This is a genomic window from Exiguobacterium sp. PFWT01 (genome assembly GCF_018255795.1).
Lineage (GTDB): Bacteria > Bacillota > Bacilli > Exiguobacteriales > Exiguobacteriaceae > Exiguobacterium.
Map to the genome: position 1 here is coordinate 1306552 of NZ_CP073755.1, position 22748 is coordinate 1329299.

Annotated in this window: 23 protein-coding genes; 10 read left to right on the forward strand and 13 right to left on the reverse strand. The window is 47.4% G+C overall.

Annotation, left to right across the window (positions count from 1 at the left end; translation table 11 throughout):
* The first annotated feature begins 152 nt into the window (after positions 1-152).
* From KD909_RS06770 to KD909_RS06780, 3 genes are all read left to right on the forward strand, one after another.
* Positions 153-923, forward strand: a complete 771-nt coding sequence (locus tag KD909_RS06770; protein ID WP_211782744.1) for a DeoR/GlpR family DNA-binding transcription regulator — start codon at positions 153-155, stop codon at positions 921-923.
* A 13-nt stretch (positions 924-936) separates the two neighbouring features.
* A complete protein-coding gene (locus tag KD909_RS06775) occupies positions 937-1590 on the forward strand; it encodes a copper homeostasis protein CutC (protein WP_211782745.1) in 654 nt (217 codons plus the stop codon).
* Between the two features lie 72 nt (positions 1591-1662).
* Complete coding sequence (locus tag KD909_RS06780; RefSeq protein WP_211782746.1) at positions 1663-2307, forward strand: DUF975 family protein; 645 nt, start codon at positions 1663-1665, stop codon at positions 2305-2307.
* A gap of 14 nt (positions 2308-2321) precedes the next feature.
* On the opposite strand, the gene KD909_RS06785 is transcribed toward KD909_RS06780, so the two are convergent.
* Genes KD909_RS06785 through KD909_RS06795 form a run of 3 tightly spaced genes read right to left on the reverse strand, consistent with a single transcriptional unit; the run spans position 2322 to position 5200 of the window.
* Complete coding sequence (locus KD909_RS06785; protein ID WP_211782747.1) at positions 2322-2555, reverse strand: DUF2188 domain-containing protein; 234 nt, start codon at positions 2553-2555, stop codon at positions 2322-2324.
* A 45-nt stretch (positions 2556-2600) separates the two neighbouring features.
* Entirely contained in the window at positions 2601-3473 is an 873-nt protein-coding gene (locus KD909_RS06790) for an NAD(P)-dependent oxidoreductase (RefSeq protein ID WP_211782748.1), read from the reverse strand.
* Complete coding sequence (locus tag KD909_RS06795) at positions 3470-5200, reverse strand: ABC transporter ATP-binding protein (protein WP_211782749.1); 1731 nt, start codon at positions 5198-5200, stop codon at positions 3470-3472. Before KD909_RS06795 ends, KD909_RS06790 begins: the two co-directional genes overlap by 4 nt.
* 107 nt (positions 5201-5307) lie before the next feature.
* Here KD909_RS06795 and KD909_RS06800 point away from each other — a divergent pair, with 107 nt between their 5' ends.
* The 5 genes from KD909_RS06800 to KD909_RS06820 all read left to right on the forward strand — a co-directional run bounded on the left by KD909_RS06800 (position 5308) and on the right by KD909_RS06820 (position 12040).
* Positions 5308-6411, forward strand: coding sequence for an exonuclease SbcCD subunit D (locus KD909_RS06800; RefSeq protein WP_211782750.1), 1104 nt, complete (start codon positions 5308-5310; stop codon positions 6409-6411).
* Positions 6411-9419 carry an AAA family ATPase gene (locus KD909_RS06805; RefSeq protein ID WP_211782751.1) on the forward strand — a complete coding sequence of 1003 codons (3009 nt, stop codon included), beginning with the start codon at positions 6411-6413 and terminating at the stop codon, positions 9417-9419. The genes KD909_RS06800 and KD909_RS06805 overlap by 1 nt, the downstream gene beginning before the upstream one ends.
* Positions 9420-9433: 14 nt before the next feature.
* On the forward strand, positions 9434-10207 hold the full coding sequence (locus tag KD909_RS06810; protein ID WP_249199107.1) for an AAC(3) family N-acetyltransferase: 774 nt from the start codon (positions 9434-9436) through the stop codon (positions 10205-10207).
* A 28-nt stretch (positions 10208-10235) separates the two neighbouring features.
* Complete coding sequence (locus tag KD909_RS06815) at positions 10236-11123, forward strand: alpha/beta hydrolase (protein WP_211782753.1); 888 nt, start codon at positions 10236-10238, stop codon at positions 11121-11123.
* A 68-nt stretch (positions 11124-11191) separates the two neighbouring features.
* Positions 11192-12040: a sulfite exporter TauE/SafE family protein gene (locus KD909_RS06820; protein ID WP_211782754.1), complete on the forward strand. Its 849-nt coding sequence runs from the start codon at positions 11192-11194 to the stop codon at positions 12038-12040.
* A 21-nt stretch (positions 12041-12061) separates the two neighbouring features.
* Here the strand turns inward: KD909_RS06820 and KD909_RS06825 are convergent, their stop codons facing one another.
* From KD909_RS06825 to KD909_RS06860, 8 genes are all read right to left on the reverse strand, one after another.
* Complete coding sequence (locus tag KD909_RS06825) at positions 12062-12259, reverse strand: hypothetical protein (RefSeq protein ID WP_012726425.1); 198 nt, start codon at positions 12257-12259, stop codon at positions 12062-12064.
* Positions 12260-12322: 63 nt separating this feature from the next.
* A complete protein-coding gene (locus KD909_RS06830) occupies positions 12323-12853 on the reverse strand; it encodes a biotin transporter BioY (RefSeq protein WP_012726424.1) in 531 nt (176 codons plus the stop codon).
* An 86-nt stretch (positions 12854-12939) separates the two neighbouring features.
* Positions 12940-13353, reverse strand: a complete 414-nt coding sequence (gene arr, locus KD909_RS06835) for an NAD(+)--rifampin ADP-ribosyltransferase (protein ID WP_371744412.1) — start codon at positions 13351-13353, stop codon at positions 12940-12942.
* A gap of 196 nt (positions 13354-13549) precedes the next feature.
* A complete protein-coding gene (argH, locus tag KD909_RS06840) occupies positions 13550-14938 on the reverse strand; it encodes an argininosuccinate lyase (RefSeq protein ID WP_211782755.1) in 1389 nt (462 codons plus the stop codon).
* Complete coding sequence (locus KD909_RS06845; protein ID WP_147538911.1) at positions 14931-16145, reverse strand: argininosuccinate synthase; 1215 nt, start codon at positions 16143-16145, stop codon at positions 14931-14933. The genes argH and KD909_RS06845 overlap by 8 nt, the downstream gene beginning before the upstream one ends.
* Before the next feature lie 124 nt (positions 16146-16269).
* Entirely contained in the window at positions 16270-17412 is a 1143-nt protein-coding gene (locus KD909_RS06850; RefSeq protein ID WP_211782756.1) for a CapA family protein, read from the reverse strand.
* A 113-nt stretch (positions 17413-17525) separates the two neighbouring features.
* Positions 17526-19013 (reverse strand): sodium/proline symporter PutP, encoded by a 1488-nt coding sequence (gene putP / locus KD909_RS06855; protein WP_211782757.1) that lies wholly within the window; start codon positions 19011-19013, stop codon positions 17526-17528.
* A 118-nt stretch (positions 19014-19131) separates the two neighbouring features.
* On the reverse strand, positions 19132-19689 hold the full coding sequence (locus KD909_RS06860) for a DNA-3-methyladenine glycosylase I (RefSeq protein WP_211782758.1): 558 nt from the start codon (positions 19687-19689) through the stop codon (positions 19132-19134).
* Between the two features lie 90 nt (positions 19690-19779).
* On the opposite strand from KD909_RS06860, the gene KD909_RS06865 reads away from it, so the two are divergent.
* Positions 19780-20397 (forward strand): DedA family protein, encoded by a 618-nt coding sequence (locus tag KD909_RS06865; RefSeq protein WP_159562378.1) that lies wholly within the window; start codon positions 19780-19782, stop codon positions 20395-20397.
* Between the two features lie 39 nt (positions 20398-20436).
* Here KD909_RS06865 and KD909_RS06870 read toward each other — a convergent pair whose 3' ends face one another.
* Both KD909_RS06870 and KD909_RS06875 read right to left on the reverse strand, forming a co-directional pair.
* The gene (locus KD909_RS06870) at positions 20437-21606 is read right to left on the reverse strand and encodes a cation:proton antiporter (RefSeq protein ID WP_211782759.1); all 1170 of its coding nucleotides are present in this window, start codon (positions 21604-21606) and stop codon (positions 20437-20439) included.
* A gap of 25 nt (positions 21607-21631) precedes the next feature.
* Complete coding sequence (locus tag KD909_RS06875) at positions 21632-22057, reverse strand: GNAT family N-acetyltransferase (RefSeq protein WP_074036915.1); 426 nt, start codon at positions 22055-22057, stop codon at positions 21632-21634.
* A 115-nt stretch (positions 22058-22172) separates the two neighbouring features.
* Between KD909_RS06875 and KD909_RS06880 the strand changes: the two genes are divergently transcribed.
* A complete protein-coding gene (locus KD909_RS06880) occupies positions 22173-22718 on the forward strand; it encodes a glycerol-3-phosphate responsive antiterminator (protein WP_211782760.1) in 546 nt (181 codons plus the stop codon).
* Positions 22719-22748: the final 30 nt, after the last annotated feature.

Here is a 22748-nt window from a genome sequence, read left to right on the forward strand (position 1 = left end):
AGGGCGTGCCTTTTTTGTGTATTGTCGTTGATTTACACAAAAAAGAAACAAAAACATGTTGGATTTGCTCGTTCTTTACTTTCAATTTACGTTAAATTTACATGCGTTCGTTACACTAGAAAAGGAAAGATTATTGTGGAGGAGGCAGGGACGTGTCTTTAATCGGTGAAGAGCGTAAACAGAAAATTGTAGAATGGATCGAACGAGAAGGCAAAGTAAAGACGAGTGAGTTGATCGAGCGCTTGAACGTATCGGGGGAATCGATTCGCCGTTATTTAGAAGAATTAGAAAAAGAACATCGAATCAAACGTGTATACGGGGGAGCGGTCCTTCATCAGAGCATGTCCTTTCAGCCTATCGTGATTGCAAACATGGATGGAATTCGTCGGATCGCCTATACCGCATTTCAGTTGATTCCAGATGATACATTATTATATATCGGACACGGGGTTGCGGCAGAGCAAGTGGCATCCCGGTTGCGTGGTCGCAATGTGACGGTCGTGACACCATCGTTGACGGTGGCGAAGGCGTTGTTTGAACAGCGGGCGAAAGGTGTGCTCGGTGGCGAAATTCAGCTGTTAGGTGGTACAATCGACCCGAAACATCTCGTGACGACAGGTGAGCAGGTCCTGGCGCAACTTCAGACTTACATGTTCGACCTTGCCATCTTGTCCGTCGAAGGAGTCGATGCGTCACTAGGTTTAACATGTGACGCTTTCGGCCTCGCCAGTATCACCCAGTCGGTGATGTCACAAAGTCGCGAGACGTATTTACTGACGGACCATACCCAACTAAATCAACAAAAACGGTATCGCGTCTGTGATTTTTCGAAGGTGACGGCCATTATCTCTGATTTTCCGGAGCCTCAAGATTTCAAAGGCGTCTTAGCCGAACATGGTGTGGACTGGAAGTTCGCACCGTAAAGGGAGCGATTGAATGAATGTAGAAGTGATTGTCACTACACTAACGGAAGCTATTCAGGCTGAGCAACTCGGTGCGAAACGACTCGAACTGATTGCGGATATGGAAAACGGGGGCATCACGCCAAGTTTTGGAACGATTCGAAATGTGGTCGAACATGTGTCGATTCCGGTGCATGCGATGATTAGACCCCATACACATTCGTTCCATTACAATGAGGATGATGTCGAGACTATGCTTGCGGATATCGGTCTATGCCGTGAGCTCGGTGTCGATGGAATCGTATTCGGTGCATTGACACAGGATGGCGCGATTGACGAGCGGATTTTAGGTGAAGTCATCAAACACAAAGGGGAAATGACGCTCACGTACCACCGTGCCTTCGATGCATCTCGTGATCTCTTTGAAGCGATGGACGTGTTGAATGAATATCCGGAAGTAGACATTCTCCTCACTTCAGGCGGTGCCAACACCGCACTAGAAGGAATCGAAACCTTGATTGCCTTGAAGGAACGGGCGGAGATGACACTTTTACCTGGTGCAGGGATCACGGTGAAAACGTTACCGATTCTTCAAGAACGTCTTGACGTAGCGATGGTACACATAGGAAACGGTGTACGAACGAATGGAAAGCTCGATGAAGGAAAGTTCAAACCACTTCTTGGATGAGCCAAGGCGGAAAACAGTCGGAAGACTGTTTTTTTGCTATAATGAGAGAAAACAATAAATGTAGGTGAATTCATGCAATCTTCCGTTTACAAACAATATGCGCTACGCATGCTATCAGGGAAGTGGGGCATCTCATTACTCGTCGTCTTAACTGTCATGGTCATTCAAGCGATGATCACGACCCGACTTGATCTCTCGGCGAACGACCCCGAAGTCCTTTTGACCTCGGTGGCGCTCCTTTACGGGGCGACGGTTTTGCTCGCCCCCATCGAGCTCGGGAAAAATTGGGTGTTTCTTCAGGTCGCGAAAGATGAAAAGCCAACGTTCGGATTGTTGATTGAATCGTTCGGGTCACTGAAAGACTATTCACGTGCCGTGGTCTACTATGCCGTATTTTATTTAGGTCTAAACGTGCTGATGCTCTTCTTGATCGTACCTGGTGTCTGGTTCTATTTGACGTATCGCATCGCGCCATTTATCATGCGAGATGAGCCGGACCTATCTGCATTCCAGGCGATGCGAAAGAGCCGCCAAATGATGAAAGGGCACAGACAGACGATGTTAAAGCTCTATGCGAGTTTTATCGGATGGTATGCGCTCGTCCTTTTTACTGGAGGCTTAGCTTATATCTTTGTCACACCATATCTTCAAACGGCGATTTCTGGACTCTATTTAGAGCTAAATGCCTCCTATCAAGCAAAACAACCGGTCGGATAACCCGACCGGTTGTTTTATGTTCCGTGCTGATCTGACTTTTTAGGGTTTGGGGCGTCTTCAAAATCTTGTTTTTCCTCTTCCGACGCATCGGCATGCCACTTTTTTGCCTGCTCGGTGGCAATGGGGATCGCTTTCGTCTCAGAGTAGCCTTGCGCGAGTAATGCGTTCGCGATATCAATGGCTTTCTTTTTTACAAGTGGATTGAAGTTTTTCAGTGATTCTGGATAGTCTTTCATATTCCATGGCACGAAAATCGCCTCCTTCACTCCTACTAATTCCACAAACATCCGGTTTCAAACGTCTTGATGAAGATAATACTCGATCAGTGCTTGCGTGCCATTCTCTCCGTATCCATTCTTTTCAAGAATTGAATAGAGGCGATGTGCGAGCTCGAGACCTGGTAATGTCACTTGTAGCTCGTGTGCGCTCTCGATAGCGAGTGTCATGTCTTTGATAAAGTGTTTGATGAAGAAGCCAGGTGCATAATCTTCGACAATCATGCGTGGAACCAGGTTTTCAAGCGTCCAGCTACCTGCTGCCCCACCACGAATCGTACGAACGAGTGCCTCTGGGTCAATTCCAGCTCGTTTACTGAACGCTAACATTTCGGCATTCCCCATCATGATTCCGGCAATGGCGATTTGATTGGCAAGTTTCGCATATTGACCGCTTCCTGCGTATCCCATTCGTTCTATCGATTGTCCCATCGCTTCAAATAAAGGCTTCGCTTTATTGAAGGCGAATTCACCCCCACCGACTAAAATCGACAGCGTTCCATTTTTGGCGCCGACATCGCCTCCAGTTACTGGTGCGTCAAGTGGGAGGAGACTCCGCTCAATGGCAGTCTCGGCAATTCGTTCAGCCAGTTTCGGTGAGGACGTCGTCATGTCGATCAATAATGTACCTGGTTCTGCCGAATCAAGAATGTTCCCTTCACCAAAATAGATGGATTCGACATCAGACGGATAGCCGACGATCGTGATGACGGCATCGGCGTCTCGGCAAACGTCCTGTACCGAATCACACCATGTCACACCTTCCTCTAACAATGCGGCTGCCTTCTCTTTCGTCCGTGTATATGCTTGCACTTCAAATCCGTGTTTCATCAAATTACGTACCATCGATTGGCCCATGACCCCGAGCCCGATAAATCCGATTGTTTTCATGTGGCTTGTCCCCCTAATAATTGTTGTGAAACGAGTCGTTGATATAGTTCATTCTCCGTTAAAAGTTGCTCATGTTTCCCGATCCCGCTGATTCGTCCGTCTTCTAAGACGACAATCTGATCGGCATGTCTGACAGTCGAGAGTCGGTGGGCAATCACAAGCGTCGTTCGTCCGACCATCAGGCGGTCTAACGCTTCTTGGACCACGCGTTCTGATTCGGAATCTAGACTTGATGTTGCCTCGTCGAGCAATAGGATCTGTGGATTTCTTAATAACGCACGTGCGATAGCAAGTCGTTGCCGCTGCCCGCCAGACAAACGGATGCCTCGCTCGCCAATCTCCGTATCGAGCTGTTCTGGCATCGTTTTAATGAACGACCATGCGTTGGCCATTTCACAGGCCTCTTTGATTTCATCATCGCTCGCTTCATGTCGAAGTCCGTACACAATGTTTGTTCGTACAGATCCTGAGAGGACGGGGGAATCTTGAGCGACATATCCGATGATTTGACGCCAAGTGTCACGCCCGTATGTTTGAATCTCTCGATTTCCATATCGAATCGTTCCTGCCGTCGGTGTGTAGAACTGTTCGACAAGTGAGAAAAGTGTCGTTTTCCCGGCACCACTCCGTCCGACGATGGCGGTTGTCGCCCCCGGTGACACTTGAAGTGTCAATCCTTGGATGACGGGTTCAGTGCCATAATGGAAAGCAACGTCTTCAAATGAGAGTGCTGTCTGATGAATCGTTTCTTCATGTGTGCTGTATGGTTCGGGACTGACTTCGAGCAATTCAGCAATTCGTTCCGTTGCTCCACGTGCCTTTTGAAGCCTTGTCAAGAATTCACTCATGGTGATGAGCGGCGTGATGATTTGGAAGAGATAGAGCATGAAGGCGAGTAGTTCGCCCGTTGATAAAGCTCCGGTCGAGACGCGATAAGCGCCGAACCCGAGGATGGCAATTAACATTCCAGTCAAGGTCACATTGAGAAGGGGGATGAGGATCGCTTGAATTCGTCCTTCTTTCACCCCGTAATCGAACAGTGTCTCGATTTTTGCTTTGCCGGTACTCACTTCCATCTGTTCCGTCGCTTGTGATTTGACAAGTCGAATCTCTCCGAGCAGTTCGGCGAAGAAACCGGAAAGATTTCCGAGTTCTTGTTGTGTCTCTTTTGCGATAATCCGTAGCTTTCGTCCGAGCGGTATAACAATAATGAGTGTGGTCGGAACAGAAAACAAGATAACGAGTGTCATTTGCCAATCGAGTGTGAACAAGATGGCGACGGCACCGATGACCGAGACGAGAGAGGTCAACAACCTGACACTTTGTTCGGACAATAACTGTTGAAGCGTCGTCGTATCGTTGTTCAACCGAGATACCAGTTCTCCCGACTTGATGCCGTCATAGAAAGGAATCGGCAGTTTGACGAGATGGTCCCACAAGGTCGTGCGTAAATTGGCGACGACCCGTTGCCCGACAATATGTAACCAATAAATCGAAACGGCACTCGTGACGACTTGAATCAAAAATGCGATGACGAAATAGATGATCCATTCTGGTGTCAATAAGTCGCTACTCCACCGATCGACCACACGTTGCAAGATAAGCGGAATAGCCAGTGAGGCGACGGCTTGAAGGAGAGAGATGAGAATGGCTCCGACAAATAGCCCTTTCGGAGGATTCGCGATTTTGAATAATTGAAAAAAAGTTTGCCATGTTGATGGTTTCATGTTGGAAGTCCTCCTCTCCTCTTACTTTCGCTGTTTCAAAAACGGGTGTCAAGACGTCGAATCATTCGAAGGACTCATGCTAGAATAGGAAAGAGAGGTGATACGTGATGAAATGGATTCACACGGCCGATTGGCATCTAGGAAAGATTGTCCACGGTCGACATATGACAGAAGATCAACGGAATATCTTGTTCCATTCATTTTTACAAATCGTAGATGAAGAGCGACCCGATACGGTCATCATCGCAGGTGATTTATATGACCGTGCCGTCCCTCCTGTCGAGGCGGTCGATTTACTCGATGAGATGTGGCGAGAGCTCGTCTTGAACCGTGGAATCCCGGTTGTTGCCATCGCTGGAAACCATGATTCGGCAGAACGTCTCGAATATAGTTCGAAGTTATTGAGACAAGTGGGTCTTCACATCGTTGGGAAACTCGACCCGACTTCCGGTCCCCTCGATGTCGCAGGAATCCCATTTTATCCGATTCCATTCCTTGAGCCGGCTCGCGTACGGCATATTCTTGGCATCGACTCGATTCGAACGCATCATGATGCACTGGAGGCGGTCATTGAAGCTTTCGGTATGATCGAAAAAGATGCGGTTTCAATCGGTCACAGTTTTGTCGCGGGCGGACTCGAGACGGATTCAGAGCGTCAGTTATCCGTTGGCACGGCTGGACAGGTCGCAAAAGGGTTATATGAGCCTTTTTCGTATACGGCATTAGGTCATTTACATAATCGTGATGCGATTCAATCAGAAAGAATTGCATATAGTGGGTCGCTCATGAAATATTCGTTTTCCGAGGTCAATCATGAAAAATCCGTCGATATTCTGGAATGGAACGGTCAATGGACACGTCGTCGCCGTGCCTTGACACCAGAGCGGGATATGCGACAACTCACCGGAACATTGAACGAACTCCTTGCCCCAACTTATTATCAGCAACAAAAGACAGATGACTACCTTAAAATTGTATTGACTGATGATACGGCGCTTCATGATCCGATGGCGAAACTTCGGACTGTCTATCCGAATATCCTTCATCTTGAATTGGAACTGTTACGTCGCCAGGAGCAGACATCCACGTTTGAACGCGAGACGCTCGAAAGACAGTCCGTAGAAGAGGTATATCTCCAATTTTTTGAGGCCGTACATGATCGCACTGCCTCAGATGTTGTGAAGCAAATGATAGAAGAAGGTGATGTCTGATGAGACCGGTCGAATTGATGATTCAAGCATTCGGACCATATGCAGAACGTGAAACGATTGACTTCACTCAGTTGGTTGGCCGCTCGATGTTTGTCGTCAGCGGTCGGACGGGCGCCGGGAAGACGACGATTTTTGATGCGATGACGTTCGCCCTTTATGGCCGGGCGAGTGGGGCGCTTCGAAATGCTAGTGACTTCAGAAGCCAGTATGCACAACCTGAGTTGAAGACGGAAGTAGATTTTTCGTTCACGATTCGAGGTGACCGCTTTCGGATCGTACGACAGCCGCAACAACCTCATCCGAAAAACAAGACCCCGATCCCGCATGAGGCCATCCTCTATGAATGGGAAGACGGATGGAAGCCGTTGGCGACGAAAGTGAACGAGGTACAAGAACGAATCGAATCGATTTTACAACTATCGTATGAACAGTTCAGTCAAATTTTGTTGCTCCCTCAAAACCAATTTAGACAATTACTTGATTCGAACTCGAATGAGAAACAACAAATCCTCCAATCCATCTTCAAAACAGAGGCATATCGTACGTTCCAGGAAAAGTGGGGCGAACGCTATAGTGCCTATCGCAAACAAGTGGAATGGGCGGTCGAACGGACGCGGCTCAAATTATTAGAACTTGAGGATGAATCAATCGAAGAGGTGTCGACCCAGTCAATCGATCAGATTCAACGTTGGCTCGATGAGCGTGAAGAACATCTGATTGCAACGTGTGAAACGGCCATAGCCCAGAAACAAACGTATGCGACAGCACTTGAAGAGGCAAGAGATGCACTTGAGAAAGCAAAAGCGCTCATCACCCTATTTCAGGAGCGAGAAGAGACCGATCGAGCACTTGCAATCTTTTTAAACGGAGAATCGATTCGAAACGAGACACGTGAACTGCTAACAAATTTAGAGGTCGCAGCCAACATTCGTCCAGTCTTTGAACGGTTACAGGAACTAGAGCAACTCGTTCGTCGGCTTACGATGGAAGAACAGACCTCCTCGACAAAATTAGAGCACTTACAATCCACCCAATCGAAGTTAGTGGAGCGACAACCAACGATTGAAAAGGACAAAGAAGTAGTGATCTCTCGTAAAGAGCGACTACGGATTGTCGATGAGATGATGCCAAGAATCAAGGAACGCACCACACTCGTGACCCTTCGTGACCAACTGATGAATCGTGCAAAACAATTGGCCACGTTTTCAAAAGAATCTCGGTTACAAGAACTTCAAGAAAAAGAACGACAATTGGTCGAAAGCGTAAAGTCTGAACCGAGCGAACGAGCAGTCGATGCCGAACGTCATGTCGACCGATTGGTGCATCTGGCCTCTCTTGAAACAAAAGCGCGTGAGTTATCGAAACAACTCGACGAATGTGAACGGACGGGTAAAGACGTTCAACGACAGTACGTGACCCAACAGGAAGTGGTCTCCACGTTTAAACATCAGGAACAGTTACTATTAGCGAGACAATTGAGTGAAACGCTTGTAGACGGTGAGCCATGCCCGGTATGCGGTGCTCGTCATCATGATATCCCACAACACGAAGAAACCGTTACGAACATCGCAGAGCGGGATGCGGCCGTGGCCCGTCTTGATGATTTGTCCACACGCTTAATCGAAGCGAGAGCGGACTATCGTTCGCTCCATCAACAACTTGAAGCAGTCCGACAAGAACTAAATCAAGCTTCGAAAGACATTCAATTCGACGGGGGTATCACAGAAGAACTCAATAAGTGGCGAACACGTGCAGAACGATTGCAACGGGAAGAACGAATGCGTCAAGAGAACGAACGGACACTACGTCAGCTGTCAGCGGAAATCAGACAGTTAGAGCAAGAGCGACGTCAACAGTTCGAAGAGCGGGAGCGTGTCGTATCCGAACTTGAAGCGACGCAACAAAGTCTCCACGCACTCGGCCAAAGTGAAGAAACGACATTCGATGCGTTACAGCGCGAGCGAACCGACCTTGAGCAGCGCATCGCGATGTTGATGAAACAAGTCGAGGCGTACGACCACGAGTTTGAGACGGTGAAAAAAGCACTTTGGAAAGAGGAAGAACGACTGTCATTGATTCGTGAACAGTTGACTGAAGCATCGAGGCAGTATGATGCCCAGCAGACCATCTGGGTCAATCAGCTAGAAGCATCACATCTGACGCGTGAACGCTATGAATCATTCGCCAATCAAATCGACAAGCGGACGATGATTCGTGAACAGTTGCAACGTGAAGAGGAAGAAGGCGTTCGACTCCGACACCTTAAACAGATGATTGAAGAAAAATTGGAGAATCAGGAGCGACCGGACCTGCATGGGATGGAGATGAAAGTGAAGGAAGTCGCTGAATGGAGTGAGCAGGCGTCGAAACAGCTGATTACAGCCCAAGATGCCTTGTCTCGGCATAGACACGTCATCTCCGAATGGAATACCCTTCGCGAACAGACGGCACAAGAAGAGCGGAAATTAGAGACGATCAAATTGATTGCGGATACGGGGAAGGGAATCAACCCACAGAAAATGACGTTTGAGACATATGTTCAAACCGCCTTCTTTGATCAGATCCTTCATGCGGCCAACATTCATTTGGATCAGATGACGAGCGGTCAGTTCCGGCTTGAGCGCAAAGTCGAGACGGCGAAGGGGAATGCCAAATCGGGTCTCGAGCTTCTCGTCTTTGATGCCTATACCGGACAATCGCGTCGTGTACAAAACTTATCTGGCGGTGAAGGGTTTAAGGCGTCGCTCTCACTCGCTCTAGGACTTGCGGAGGTCGTTCAACAGTTGAGTGGCGGCATCAGTCTTGAGACGATGCTCATCGATGAAGGATTTGGTACGCTCGATGCCGAATCTCTAGACCAGGCGATTGAATTATTGATGTCTTTACAAGCGACCGGTCGGCTCGTCGGCGTCATCAGTCATGTCCAAGAATTGAAAGACCGTGTCGATGCACGGATTGAAGTGAAAAAATCTAGAAGCGGGTCGTCGATCCAGCTGATTGTGGAGTGATTGTTGTGAAACAGATGGTGACGAAGTCGAGTCTCATCGAACAGTTAAAAGAAGCCGGGGTTCGCTCGGGAGAGGCCTTGTTTGTCCATTCGTCGCTCTCGAAACTCGGTTGGGTATGTGGAGGGGCGCAGACCGTCATCGAAGCGATTCAAGACGTGGTCGGTCCATCTGGGTTGATCATGATGGCGACCCAGACCGGAGACAATTCTGACCCAGCTGAATGGGAAGCGCCACCTGTCCCAGTGGAGTGGTGGCAGACGATTCGCGCGGAGATGCCTCCGTACGAAGCCGATAAAACAGCGACACGTGGCATGGGACGTGTGCCAGAACTGTTTCGAAATTATCCGAATGTATATCGTAGTTCCCATCCGATGTGGTCCGTTGCCGCCTGGGGCGATGGGGCTGAAGCCATCGTGTCCGGTCATACTATCGATGTCGGGTTCGGTCCAGGTTCACCTATTGAGCGAATGATTGAGCGAAACGCACGAATCCTGCACTTGGGGTCTCCGCTCGATGCGACGACACTCTGGCATTATGCCGAGTACGGAATTGACGGCCCGACCAAATCATTCGGTTGTGCCGTTGTAGAACGAGGGGAGCGCAAGTGGCGCACATTTGAACATGTCGATGTGAACAGCGACCCGTTTGGCGCAATCGGCGAGAACATCGTCAAACAAAAGGATGTGCGAACATTCTCTATCCATGAAGCGACATGTTATCTCATTCCGTCCAGCACATGGGAACCAGTCCAACATGCGCTCATCGCGCTTCGTAGCTGGTTGAGATAGAGTAAATAGAATCGAGGGGAAGTTACGGATGAATCGTTGGATGAAACTATTGAGTGTTGCGGTACTCATCATTTTACTCGTTGCCGGTTTGGCTATCGGAGGAATCTCGGCTCATATTGGGGATCAGTTGACGTCACCGGAGCGGGAAACATTGACATACACCCCGAAATCACTTGGTTTGAAGTACGAGAATGTGACAATCGAATCGGAGGAAGGATATGACTTATACGGATGGTGGATCCCTCATCCTACACCGCGTGCGACCATCGTCTTTGCCCACGGATACGGGAAGAACCGTGAACAGGAAGATTTACCGTTGAAAGAGTTGATTCCAGAATTTCATGAACAAGGATACCAATTTTTAACGTTCGATTTTCGCGGGTCAGGGATTTCAGAGGGTGACCGAGTCACGGTCGGCGCTAAAGAACAATCCGATTTAAAAGCGGCAATCAAGTATGCGAAAGGTCGTTCAGAAGGACCGGTTGTCTTATACGGGATCTCGATGGGAGCGGCGACAGCACTCTCTACAGCTGATGATGTCGAAGTAGCTGCCGTCATCGCCGACAGTCCGTTTAGTGATTTACGAAATTATCTCGAGACGAATCTTCCGGTATGGAGTGACTTGCCGAACGTTCCGTTCACACCCGTGATCATGACCGTGACCCCTTGGTTCACCGGTCTCGATGCCGATGTCGTATCGCCTATTCAGGATATCAAGTCGATTGATGCCCCAATTTTATTGATCCACAGTAAAGGGGATGATGCGATTCCTGTTTCTGAAAGTGAAAAATTGGCTGAAGCACAAGAACGCGTCGAACTTTGGGTGACTGAAAACGACGGTCATGTCGGGTCGTACCAGTCATTCCAGAATGAATATCGTCAACAAATTTTCGAGTTTTTAGAACGGTCATTGTAAGCAAGGGGCGCATTTGACGCCCCTTTTTGATATGATTGCAGACGAGACCAATGAAAGAAGGGTACAACATGGACGTTTTACAAGTATTACAGTTTCTCCTTTTAGGAACGCTAATCGGAATCTTGAGCGGTTTCTTTGGGATTGGTGGTGGAATCTTACTGACACCACTTCTCCTTGTCTTCGGATATGAAGCGAGTGCGGCGATTGCCCTTAGCCTCATGTTGACACTCGGCTCAACGACGGCAGGAACAATCTCGCATATCCGTTTGCGGAACGTGAACGTGTCGCACGCCTTATGGATCGGTGTGTTCGGGATTGTCGGGACCTGGATTGCCACACCGCTCGTCTTTTATTTAGAAGGGGTCGATGGGGCGACACTCATCATCTCACTCGTCTACATCGCATTACTCACATATTTTGCTGTTTCTTTCTTTCGTTCGAAACAGCATGTGGAAGGAAGCGTCGGAACGGACTCTGTACCACGGCTTGGAATCATCGGTGTGTTCGCGGGGTTCATCTCCTCGTTGATGGGCGTGAGCGGTGGATTCGTCTTGACCCCTCTTCAAGTCAAGTTGTTGAACACGGAGATGAAGCGAGCGGTCGGAACGAGTATTACGGCAGCACTTCTCATTGTCGTATCCGGTGTCATCAGTTATACGGTGGCAGGTGCTGAAACGAATTATCTGCACGGTCTTGCTCTGATTGCGGGTGCCATGATCGGATCACCCTTTGGGGCGAAACAGCTACAACGCTTCAGCTCGCAGCACGTCAAAAAAGCGCTCGGTGGATTTTATATCACGGTCGCCATCAGTGTAGGGTTGAATTTGATCGGGTGGAATACAGCATCACTTGCACTTCTCGTCACATTAGCGCTTCTCTTCATCGTCACCCTCCTTATTCGACCATGCAAAAAATAAACCCCGTCTTCGGACGGGGTTTTAACGTCTAGCAATATGGTCAATGTTTTCTTGAATCTCGCCAACTTTCGCTTTTGCCTCACGGAGTCTTCGCTCGAACGCATCTGTGTCACGTTTCTCATGAGACGACTTATCGATTCCTTGACGCTGCCCTTTGTCAGAGCGTTGGTAAAAGTGGGTCGCTTTCTGCAAGCGTTTTTTAAACGTCGAGTCGCTCATCGGGACACCCCCTTCCATACTACAGTTATTCCACAGATGGAAACGGGTGAAACGTTCGAACCTTTACGAAGCGAGGGAACGACGAACTTGAACGTTCTGAGAAATTTTCACAGCTAATATGGCTGCGAGCACTGCTTTCAAAGCGTCACCGAAGAGGAATGGAATATTTACTTTGAGCGCATCAATGAACGACATACCGAGAACGATCTCGAGTCCGATACTTCCGAGTAAGTAGACAAGCCCTAGACCGAATAAAAAATTATAGCCAATCAATGCCGGGATGGAGCGATAGCGTTCGCTGAACCAGCCAATGAAGAGCGCTGCAATCGGAAAGGCGATTAAATATCCGACAGTTGGTCCTACAAACGGTGCGAGACCTCCTTGACCACTCAGTACTGGAAGTCCGATCAAGCCGAGCAGGAGGTACACGATGACTGCCAAAAATCCTTTCCGTGCACCGAATATGCCGGCGATGGTCATGATGGCGAGTGTTTGAAGGGTGATCGGAACGGGTCCAATCGGTATTTCGATGAAACCGATACTTGCGATGAGTGCCGCGCCAAAGGCGATTTGAGTCATATCTTGAATTTTCATATGTAAACCCCTTTTCAGTTAACGTTAACAATATAAAAGTTAACATGTTCGAATAGGGATTACAAGTAGTTTTTCGCTTTTCAAACTTAATCAATGATGTGATTGTTTCCGGTTAGACGTAATTCCTCAATCGATGAACGCATCTTTTCAATCATCTCTTCTGAGTGACGTTCCCATGATTTTAAAACACCTACTACGAGGAGCGGTTCGATTGTCCGATAGGATCGAGTAGGATTTCCAGGGAATCGTTGATCCGTTAAATTTGGATCATTTTCAAAATTGCCAACCGGATCCACGATATAAATTTGCTCAGGACCGTTTCCTTTTGCTAATTCAGCCCCCCATTTTGCAGCATCCAAAGTCGCCGTAAAATAAAGGTGACGTAGCGGCTCATGGCGATGATTCGACATATGGCCAACTTCTAAAAGATCTCCAACAACAAGTTCTGCTTTCGTTCCATGAAAGAACGGACCTGGGTCCAACTGAACAGAAGATTTCATGTGAATGCCTCCTATTTATATCGTATTGAGACCATTATCGTACGTGAACACATTAAAGTGTAGTCTGTTTGTTGAACAGGATTCTTGTTATCATTAAGAGGGGGAACTAGACGACGAGTACTGATTTATATAATTTTTATATTGAATGGATGAACAAAAATACGCGTCCTCGTTTACTGACGAGGGCGCGTATTTGTTATGAATGGGTCATCGTGCTCATGCATACTGAGGCTTCTTTCAATTGTTCACGGACGGCATCGAATCCAGTGCCACCGTAACTGTTTCGACGTGCGACTGCCTGTTCAGGGGTCAAGGCATGATACACATCCTCTTGAATCAATTCAGAGTACGTTTGGAACACCGTGATTGGAAGCTCGCGTAAATACAATCGCTCATCCACGCAATATTTGACGAGTTTACCAGTCACCTCGTGTGCCTCACGGAACGGTAACCCTTTTGCCGTCAAATAATCGGCGAGTTCGGTCGCATTAGAAAAATCACGCTCGGTCGCTTGTTTCATGACGTCCGGGTGGAACGTCAATTCATTCATCATCCCCGCCATGATACTGAGTGAGCCTTGAACGGTCTTGACCGTGTCAAACATTCCTTCTTTATCTTCCTGTAAATCTTTGTTGTAAGCGAGCGGAAGTCCTTTCATGAGCGTCAACAAGCCCATCAAGTTTCCAATCACTCGACCCGACTTCCCACGGACGAGCTCAGCCATGTCAGGGTTTTTCTTTTGTGGCATCATGCTCGAACCGGTAGAGAACGTATCGGACACCGTGATGAAGCGATACTCTTCGCTTGCCCAAAGAATCAATTCTTCACAGAAGCGGGAGAGGTGCATCATGAGCATCGATGCATTTGAAAGAAACTCGAGTATGAAGTCACGATCGCTAACGGCATCGAGGCTATTCGGGTAAACCCGATTGAATCCAAGTAATTCAGCTGAACGGGAACGGTCGATTGGAAACGTTGTCCCGGCTAAGGCTCCTGCGCCAAGAGGAGACCAATCAATCCGCTTCGAGCTGTCCGTAAACCGCTCCTTATCACGCTCTAGCATCCAGAAATAGGCGAGCAAGTGATGGGCAAGCGAGATCGGTTGTGCACGTTGGAGGTGCGTATAGCCTGGCATGATCGTTTCTACGTTTTCTGAAGCGTGAGCATGCAGTTCGCGTTGAAGCGATTCAATCAATCGAATCACTTCTTTCACACGTTCTTTCAAGTAAAGATGCATGTCCGTCGCGACTTGATCGTTTCGACTACGTGCCGTATGCATTTTCCCTGCGACCGGTCCAATCGCTTCATGAAGCAGAGCTTCTAAGTTCATATGAATATCTTCGTGATACACCTCGAATTTTAATTCATCCGCGAGTGCTTTTTGCTTAAGTTGTTGTAATCCCTCAAGGATTTGAGTGACTTCTTCCTTTAAGAGGATGCCCTGGTCACCTAACATCGTCACGTGAGCCATGCTACCCTCTAGATCCTCAAGGACGAGTTGAGCGTCAAATTCAATCGATGCACCGAATGCATCGACCCAATCGCTCGCCGTCTTCTCGAAACGGCCTCCCCATAATTTACTCATTGACGAACGCTCCCTTTTCCATCAACACCTCTGATTGAACTTTTGTTGGCAAACCCCACAACTTGATGAATCCGACAGCTGCTTGCTGATCGAACGTATCGGCTGACGTATAGGTCGCAAGTTCCTCATCATAAAGCGAGATTGGCGACTTCCGTCCGTCGACGATGGCTTGTCCTTTAAACAGTTTCATGCGAACCGTTCCTGTGACGGTCGCTTGTGTCTCATCGATAAAGGCAAGAAGTGCTTTTGTGAGCGGTGAATACCAAAGTCCGTTGTAGATCGTTTCCGTCAATTTTTGTTCGACAATCGGTTTGAAATGCGCCACTTCACGAACGAGTGTCAAGGCTTCAAGAGCTTTATGTGCAGTGATTAATGTCATGGCGCCAGGTGCCTCATACACCTCGCGTGATTTGATACCGACGACCCGGTTCTCGATGTGGTCGATCTTCCCGACGCCGTGGGCACCCGCGACGATATTGAGCTCTTTTAAGATATCGGTGAACGATTGGCTCTTCCCGTCAATAGCGACCGGCACTCCGTTCTTGAATTCAATCTCAAGATAAGTAGGTTCATGCGGTGTGTCCTCAAGTGCCGCTGTTAACTCATATGCGCTTGCCGGAGGTGCTGCCCAAGGATCTTCTAAGATGCCGCATTCGATGGCGCGTCCCCAGATGTTCTGATCGATTGAGAATGGCTCTTCTTGAACGATTGGAATCGGAATTTGATGTTTTGCCGCATACGCGATTTCTTCCTCACGTGACCATTTCCATTCCCGAACCGGTGCGACGATTTCGAGTGAAGGATCGAGTGCATGAATGGACACTTCAAAACGCACTTGGTCATTTCCTTTCCCGGTACATCCATGAGCCACAGCGACGGCGCCTTCGGCCTGTGCGACCTCGACCAATTTTTTCGAGATGAGAGGGCGTGATAGTGCCGAAACGAGTGGATATACGCCTTCATATAATGTATGGGCCTGCATCGAATAGCGAGCGAACTCGTTGACGAACTCGTCGACCGCATCGATGACGATTGATTTTTTCGCTCCAACTTTCATCGCTTTTTGTTGGATCTTTTCTAAGTCTTTACCTTCCCCGACGTTTAAACAGACTGCAATCACATCATAACCTTGTTCGTCCAACCATTTAATCGCAACCGATGTGTCAAGACCACCTGAGTAAGCCAATACGAGTTTCTGTTTCAAAATATGAACACCCCTTATGAATAATTATTAATGTTTTTTTATAAATATACAACTCAGTGTAAGGGATAAGATGTCGTGTGGCAACCCTTTTTTGAAAATAAAAAGACCACGAGTGATTTCGTAGTCGTCATTGTTCGATTTTGAGTTGGGGTAACCATTGCGACATATGGTCGCTAACAGGGGAAAGAAGTTCAGGACGAGCAGCCTTTAACGGGACGACCTCATAATGTCCGTCAGATGATTTTTGCGTAAAGGTTGGATAGAACATCGGATTTTTCAATTCAAAAGTCGATTGGTCATCTTCGATTGTCTTGACCACATCAATCCCGATGATGCCGCCCGTGTTTCGTTCATCCCCTTGTTGTCCGGAAAGGAAATTACCGAGCGAGTAGATGACAAATGTTTGATTGCCATGAACTCCTTCTAGCATGGTCGGGGGTTGCAGCACGTGAGGGTGGTGACCGATGATGATGTCGACTCCGAGGTCTGCTAACGATTGGGCGAGCTCAGTTTGACTCTCATTCGGTAACGGCTCGTATTCCGTACCGAAATGAAGGGAGACGACCGTCATGTCAGTCGACTGTTCCGCCTTCTCGATCTCTGGTTGCATCTGTGCAAGGTCGATATAATTTACGTGATAAGGCTGCTTCGGCACGACCCCATTCGTCCCATACGTGTATGCGAGGAAGGAAAAAGAAATATCGTTTGCAGTCAACGTACGAATATTCGCCTTGTCCTCAGCAGATAGGAAGGAGCCTGTATAAGGCATTCCGATTGCGTTCCAATGGTCGATCGAATTTTCAATGGCTCGGACGCCACGGTCGAGCGTATGATTATTCGCTGTCGTGACTAAATCGATTCCTGCTCGTTGTAAGGCATCTCCAATTTCAAAAGGACTGTTAAATGCCGGGTAGCTCGAAAGTCCGATTTCACTCCCGCCAATCATGCTCTCTTGGTTGGCGATTGATAGATCGGCGCGACTCAATATTGGAGAGATCTGGTCGAATGCAGTATCAAATTCATACCCTTCATCGGTATGAGCTGCGTTGTATACCGAATCATGTAGAAGGATATCGCCGATTGCATAGAGGGAGGCCGTCGTGACAATCGGTTCCGGTTCGGCAGGCGGCATTTCTTCAGGTATCTCGACAATCGGTTCTTCGACTTCTTCTGGTATTTCTTGATTCGTTGCCGGAGTCGTACCACAAGCGATTAATAAAACAAAGCTAGACAGGAAGGTAAGGCGAGAGACGATCTTGATTGGTTTCATCCCGATTCTCCTTTTCACGACAGATTCGTACGATAACCCTAAAATTCGTCGATAATTAAGAAAAATCCTGCCTAAATAAATAAAGACAGGTCGTTTTTGACCTGTCATGAGAATTATTTGATATGTTCTTTGACCATGTCTTGCATTTGGTCAAACTCATGCTGAATGACCTCATTTGGTGGCGGTGTCATCAAACTCACGATATAGATGGCAAGTGCCGACAAGAAGAATGCTGGAATCATTTCATACAATGTCCCAAACGTACCGAAAAGAGAAGCGGCATAGTTCTTCCATAGAATGACGACAAAGGCCCCAGTCAACATTCCAGCAAGCGCGCCTTGACGCGTCGTTCGCTTCCAAAACAGACTGAACAAGATGAGCGGACCAAATGATGAGCCAAATCCTGCCCAAGCATAACCGACAAGGTTTAAGATGGTGTCGTCTGCATCGAGTGCAAGAATAATCGATATGACGGATACGAGAATGACCGTAATCCGACCGACCATGACGAGTTCACGGTCTCCCGCTTCTTTACGAAAGAACTTCTGATAAAAGTCTGTCGTCGCGGCACTCGACGAGACGAGCAATTGAGAGGAAATGGTCGACATGATGGCGGCAAGAAGAGCAGCCAACAATACACCAGTCACCAAATCCGGGAATAATAAGTCAGATAAGTTGATAAAGACGTTCTCCGGATTATCGATGGTGAGTCCTTGTTGTGTGTAATAGGCAAGACCGAGCAACCCGGTCGCCATCGCCCCAACAACGGTGAAGACCATCCATGAGATCCCGATTCGACGTGCCGTCTTAATGTCTTCGAGCTTTCCGATTGCCATAAAACGGACGATGATGTGCGGCTGGCCGAAATAGCCGAGCCCCCACGCAAATAGCGAAATGATTCCGATGAGTGATTGCCCTGTCCACGGGTCAAGTAACGCTTCATCAATATTTCGTACCGTGTCTAAAGCGTTTGATACCCCATCAGTTGCCATAATGGCGATGGCAGGTACAACAATAAGGGCGAACAGCATAATCAATCCTTGAACAAAATCTGTCCAGCTGACCGCTAAAAATCCACCGATGAATGTGTACAGAATAATGATAGATGCGAGAATGACGACTCCCGTTACAAATTCAATGTCGAAGACGGCATTGAATAGGCGACCGCCGGCGACGAATCCGCTTGTCGCATACAGTGTAAAAAAGATTAACGTGACAGCAGCTGAAAATGAACGCAACACGCCTTTTGTATCTTTAAAGCGTTTCTCAAAGAAGTCTGGAATTGTGATCGCATCATCCGATATGTATGAATAAATGCGTAATCTCGGTGCGACCAATAACCAGTTCAAATAGGCTCCGATTGTCAACCCGATGACAATCCAACCGCTTGAAACCCCTGACGCATACATGGCACCAGGCAATCCCATTAAGAGCCATCCACTCATGTCTGATGCACCGGCAGATAAAGCGGCGACCCCGGGACCAAGTGCCCGACCACCTAACATATAATCTCCGATACTGCTTGTTCTCCGATACGCGATGATCCCAAGCAAGACCATCAGTGCCATGTACACGACAATGGACACTAAAATTCCGTTCATCAACATCCCCCCGAAAGATAAAAATATGAAAACAATTCAGTGAATGGGTATCACTTTGTCAAAATGTTGTCACAACAAGAGGGGAAATGTAAAGATATTTTTTATAGCTGGTCATAAGTTATCGGAACGTGCAAGAGGTGAGATGATCATTGACGAGACCAGTCGCTTGTAGATGGGCATAAACCGTTGTCGGTCCTAAAAACTTAAAACCGCGTCGTTTCAAATCTTTACTCAATCGTTCAGAAAGTTGCGTCGTCGCAGGAACATCTTCCATTCGATCCCATGTATTCAAGACCGGTGCATCGTTGACGAATGACCAGATGTACGAATCAAATGAGCCAAACTCATCCTGTAGTTTGATGAACTGTTTCGCATTATTGATCGACGCCTCGATTTTTCGTCGATTTCGCACGATTCCGCTATCGCCGAGAAGTCTTTCCACATCCTCATCCGTGAAGCTGGCAACTTGCTGCACCTCAAAGTTGGCATAGGCCAATCGATAATTTTCACGTTTTCTTAAGATGGTGATCCAACTGAGTCCTGCTTGCGCACTTTCGAGTGTCAGACATTCAAAGTGCTTCTGATCATCGTGAACGGGCTTTCCCCATTCCTCGTCATGGTAACGGACGTACAATGGATCCGTCCCGCACCAAGGACACCGTACTGTTTCTTCCATTTCAATCAGCTCCTTTCTTTGAGTGTAGCATGTCTTTGCGATTATATAGCAAAATGGACGGGTATAGAGGGGAAGAATGGAGGAAGCGACATGAGTGACTGGATGATTTCTGTGATTGAACAGTACGGCTACATAGGGATTGCATTCATGATTTTTATTGAGAATGTGTTTCCACCGATCCCTTCTGAAGTCGTCTTACTCTTTGGTGGTTTTTTTGCTGTGAAGACGAATTTGTCCATCACGCTCGTCATCGTGGCATCGACGGTCGGTGCCATATTAGGAGCCGTATTATTATACGGTCTTGGACTCTTGTTTGATGTCGAGCAGATTGAAAAATGGACGAAGAAATATGGAAAGTGGTTACGACTTGATCTGAATGATGTAAAAAAGGCGGATGCTTGGTTCGATCGCTACGGGGGATGGATGGTCTTCTTTGGACGTTTGATGCCGGTCGTCCGAAGCTTGATCTCGATTCCAGCAGGGATGTCGAACATGCCATTCATGAAATTTCTACTGCTCAGTACGGCTGGAACAGCCTTATGGAATACCATTCTCATCCTTATCGGGATGAAAGTCGGTGAGAATTGGCAAGATATCCTCTCATACCTCGATGCCTATTCTTATGCAATCTATGGGCTACTGTTCATCGGCGTCATCATTTATATCGTATGGCGTAAAAAGCGGCACAACAAACTAGCAAAAGACTAATGCACAAAGTAGGCGGACCCAGCATATGGGTCCGCCAATTTATTCTTCTTTTTTCTCGTCTGGTAAGACTTTCGTGAGGGTTTTCTCTGTTTTTTCTGCCAAGTACTCTGAGAAACGGAACAGAATGATTCCGACAATGGCTGACACAAAAATATAGAGACCGACAAACAAGTTGATGGCACCGTTCGAAAGGGCGGTAAATAAAATAGAGAACTCCCCACGTGGCGCGAGTGAGAACCCGGCTTCATTGGCTTGAACACGCGTCAAGCCATAGATTCTGCCCCCGACACGTCCGACAATCCATTTTGATAATACCCCCCACACAATCAAGACGAAGAAGAGCGTATTCACGATGACACCTTTCTCGAGGTTGATCGAGATACCGAACGAGATGAAAAAGATCGGCAAGAATAAATCTCGGACGGGTACGGTCAAACGTTTCAGCGGTCTCACGTCGTGGATATCTGCAAGCATGATCCCGGCGATGAATGCTCCTAAAATCTCAGATAATCCAAACACCATCCCAATCCCTGCGAAAAGGAGAATGAGTCCGATCAGACCGATACTCGCATCATCTTGTCGCAACAAGTGCTTCGAAAACTTTTGTTGTTTGGATACGAAGCTCGAACCAATGAACAAGAGTACGCCAAATATCAGAAATCCTGCGAACACTTTGCCGATATCGGACATCGCAACCGGTTCTTCTTGAATGATGAAAGGGGCAACCGTCAAGAGGAGAGGGGCAAAAATATCCTCAAAGATGAGTAATGCGAGCACAAACTCTTTAATATCTTCATGTTTTTCGGAATGCCGCTCAAGCAGTTTCGCAGAGATGGAGGAGCTCGTCGCATATAAGACGGCCCCGATTAAAAAGGCGCGAGGGAAATCGAGACCAAATGCTAAAGCAATCCCAAACGATACCCCGAATGACAGAATGATATCGAGTATTCCCGCCTTCCATACTTTCCGCATGCGCTTCCAAAGTTCACGTAGTGGAAACTTCAGACCGAGTAGGAAAAATAACAGAATGATTCCAATCTCTCCCGCGACTTTAAAGACTTCATTCCCATCCCAGAAAAACCCGACCCCGACCCCAATTGCGATAAACGCTAAAATACTTGGGAAGAATAATCGTTCAATCAGGAGACTGAGGACAGAGATGAGGGTGAGCGCCAATCCGAGCAACACGATGATGTTTAACCCATCCATACGTCATCTCCTCTCACGACCTCAATTAGCTTTCTATTTGATTCCATTGATACTCCATTCCGACGGATTCAGGTCGTGAGTAATCAAAACCGAACTGTCGATACAATCCATCGGCTGGAATATCTGCGATTAAGCTGATGATGGCCGTCTCATCGGCTTCTTGTAAGATCCATTCCATCAAATGCTCCATGATTAATTTTCCGAGTCCAAGTCCCTGGCATTCTGGATCTACGACGATATCTACTAAATGGAATACCATCCCGCCGTCACCGACGACGCGTCCCATTCCGACAATCTCATCATCTAAGTATAAACAAATACCATACAGTGTATTTTGAAGCCCCTTCACCGTACCTCGATCAGAACGTCGTGGCATCCCTGCCTTCACGCGTAACGCTTGATGTTGTTCTGGAGTCGGTGTTTCGACTTTTACAGTTACTTCATTGACCATACTCAAATCCCCCTCTACACAAGTTGATTTTGTTTTCCCGATATATTGAATGAGTAAACCTTGATTTATAAAATCGGCTATCTGCATAATGAGAAAGAGACAGGGGGAATAGTTGATGATTAATGGTCAATCCATCTTACCGGCGATACGGGACATGCGGGATTTGGAGCGGTTTTTATCGAGTGATTTCGAATTAGGGGTGTTATTAGAGATTCATATGAGTCGATTGGACTCCATCTTCAAATTATTGGGGAAACATGATAAAAAAGTGTTCATTCATATGGATTTGATTCAAGGTATGAAGGCGGACGAGTATGCGACAGAGTATGTCTGCCAGACGTTCAAACCGTTCGGTATCATCTCGACGAAAGGAAACGTCATCGTCAAAGCAAAGCAAAATGATGTGGTCACTGTACAGCGTCTATTTTTAATTGATTCCACCTCATTAGAGAAAAGTATCAAACACATTGAACGTTCAAAACCGGACTATATCGAAGTCTTACCAGGTATTGTACCGAAGTATATTCAACGGGTAAAGGAGGAGACGGGAATACCCGTTTTCGCTGGTGGACTGATTGAAACACGAGAAGAAGTCCAAGCGGCACTTGCTGCGGGAGCGAGTGTGATCACGACTTCGAATCGAAAACTATGGTCCGACTAATCGGGATTTGGGTATACAGTCTTTTAGGAG

Excerpts from the sequence above, each read along its gene's own strand:
- KD909_RS06870 (WP_211782759.1), bottom strand. The coding sequence starts at position 21,606 with ATGGATGGGTTAAACATCATCGTGTTGCTCGGATTGGCGCTCACCCTC.
- KD909_RS06790 (WP_211782748.1), bottom strand. The coding sequence starts at position 3,473 with ATGAAAACAATCGGATTTATCGGGCTCGGGGTCATGGGCCAATCGATG.
- KD909_RS06860 (WP_211782758.1), bottom strand. The coding sequence starts at position 19,689 with ATGGAAGAAACAGTACGGTGTCCTTGGTGCGGGACGGATCCATTGTAC.
- KD909_RS06810 (WP_249199107.1), top strand. The coding sequence starts at position 9,434 with ATGGTGACGAAGTCGAGTCTCATCGAACAGTTAAAAGAAGCCGGGGTT.
- KD909_RS06825 (WP_012726425.1), bottom strand. The coding sequence starts at position 12,259 with ATGAGCGACTCGACGTTTAAAAAACGCTTGCAGAAAGCGACCCACTTT.
- KD909_RS06865 (WP_159562378.1), top strand. The coding sequence starts at position 19,780 with ATGAGTGACTGGATGATTTCTGTGATTGAACAGTACGGCTACATAGGG.
- KD909_RS06820 (WP_211782754.1), top strand. The coding sequence starts at position 11,192 with ATGGACGTTTTACAAGTATTACAGTTTCTCCTTTTAGGAACGCTAATC.
- KD909_RS06780 (WP_211782746.1), top strand. The coding sequence starts at position 1,663 with ATGCAATCTTCCGTTTACAAACAATATGCGCTACGCATGCTATCAGGG.
- KD909_RS06795 (WP_211782749.1), bottom strand. The coding sequence starts at position 5,200 with ATGAAACCATCAACATGGCAAACTTTTTTTCAATTATTCAAAATCGCG.
- KD909_RS06875 (WP_074036915.1), bottom strand. The coding sequence starts at position 22,057 with ATGGTCAATGAAGTAACTGTAAAAGTCGAAACACCGACTCCAGAACAA.
- argH (WP_211782755.1), bottom strand. The coding sequence starts at position 14,938 with ATGAGTAAATTATGGGGAGGCCGTTTCGAGAAGACGGCGAGCGATTGG.
- KD909_RS06800 (WP_211782750.1), top strand. The coding sequence starts at position 5,308 with ATGAAATGGATTCACACGGCCGATTGGCATCTAGGAAAGATTGTCCAC.
- KD909_RS06850 (WP_211782756.1), bottom strand. The coding sequence starts at position 17,412 with ATGAAACCAATCAAGATCGTCTCTCGCCTTACCTTCCTGTCTAGCTTT.
- putP (WP_211782757.1), bottom strand. The coding sequence starts at position 19,013 with ATGAACGGAATTTTAGTGTCCATTGTCGTGTACATGGCACTGATGGTC.
- arr (WP_371744412.1), bottom strand. The coding sequence starts at position 13,353 with ATGAAATCTTCTGTTCAGTTGGACCCAGGTCCGTTCTTTCATGGAACG.
- KD909_RS06805 (WP_211782751.1), top strand. The coding sequence starts at position 6,411 with ATGAGACCGGTCGAATTGATGATTCAAGCATTCGGACCATATGCAGAA.
- KD909_RS06880 (WP_211782760.1), top strand. The coding sequence starts at position 22,173 with ATGATTAATGGTCAATCCATCTTACCGGCGATACGGGACATGCGGGAT.
- KD909_RS06830 (WP_012726424.1), bottom strand. The coding sequence starts at position 12,853 with ATGAAAATTCAAGATATGACTCAAATCGCCTTTGGCGCGGCACTCATC.
- KD909_RS06815 (WP_211782753.1), top strand. The coding sequence starts at position 10,236 with ATGAATCGTTGGATGAAACTATTGAGTGTTGCGGTACTCATCATTTTA.
- KD909_RS06775 (WP_211782745.1), top strand. The coding sequence starts at position 937 with ATGAATGTAGAAGTGATTGTCACTACACTAACGGAAGCTATTCAGGCT.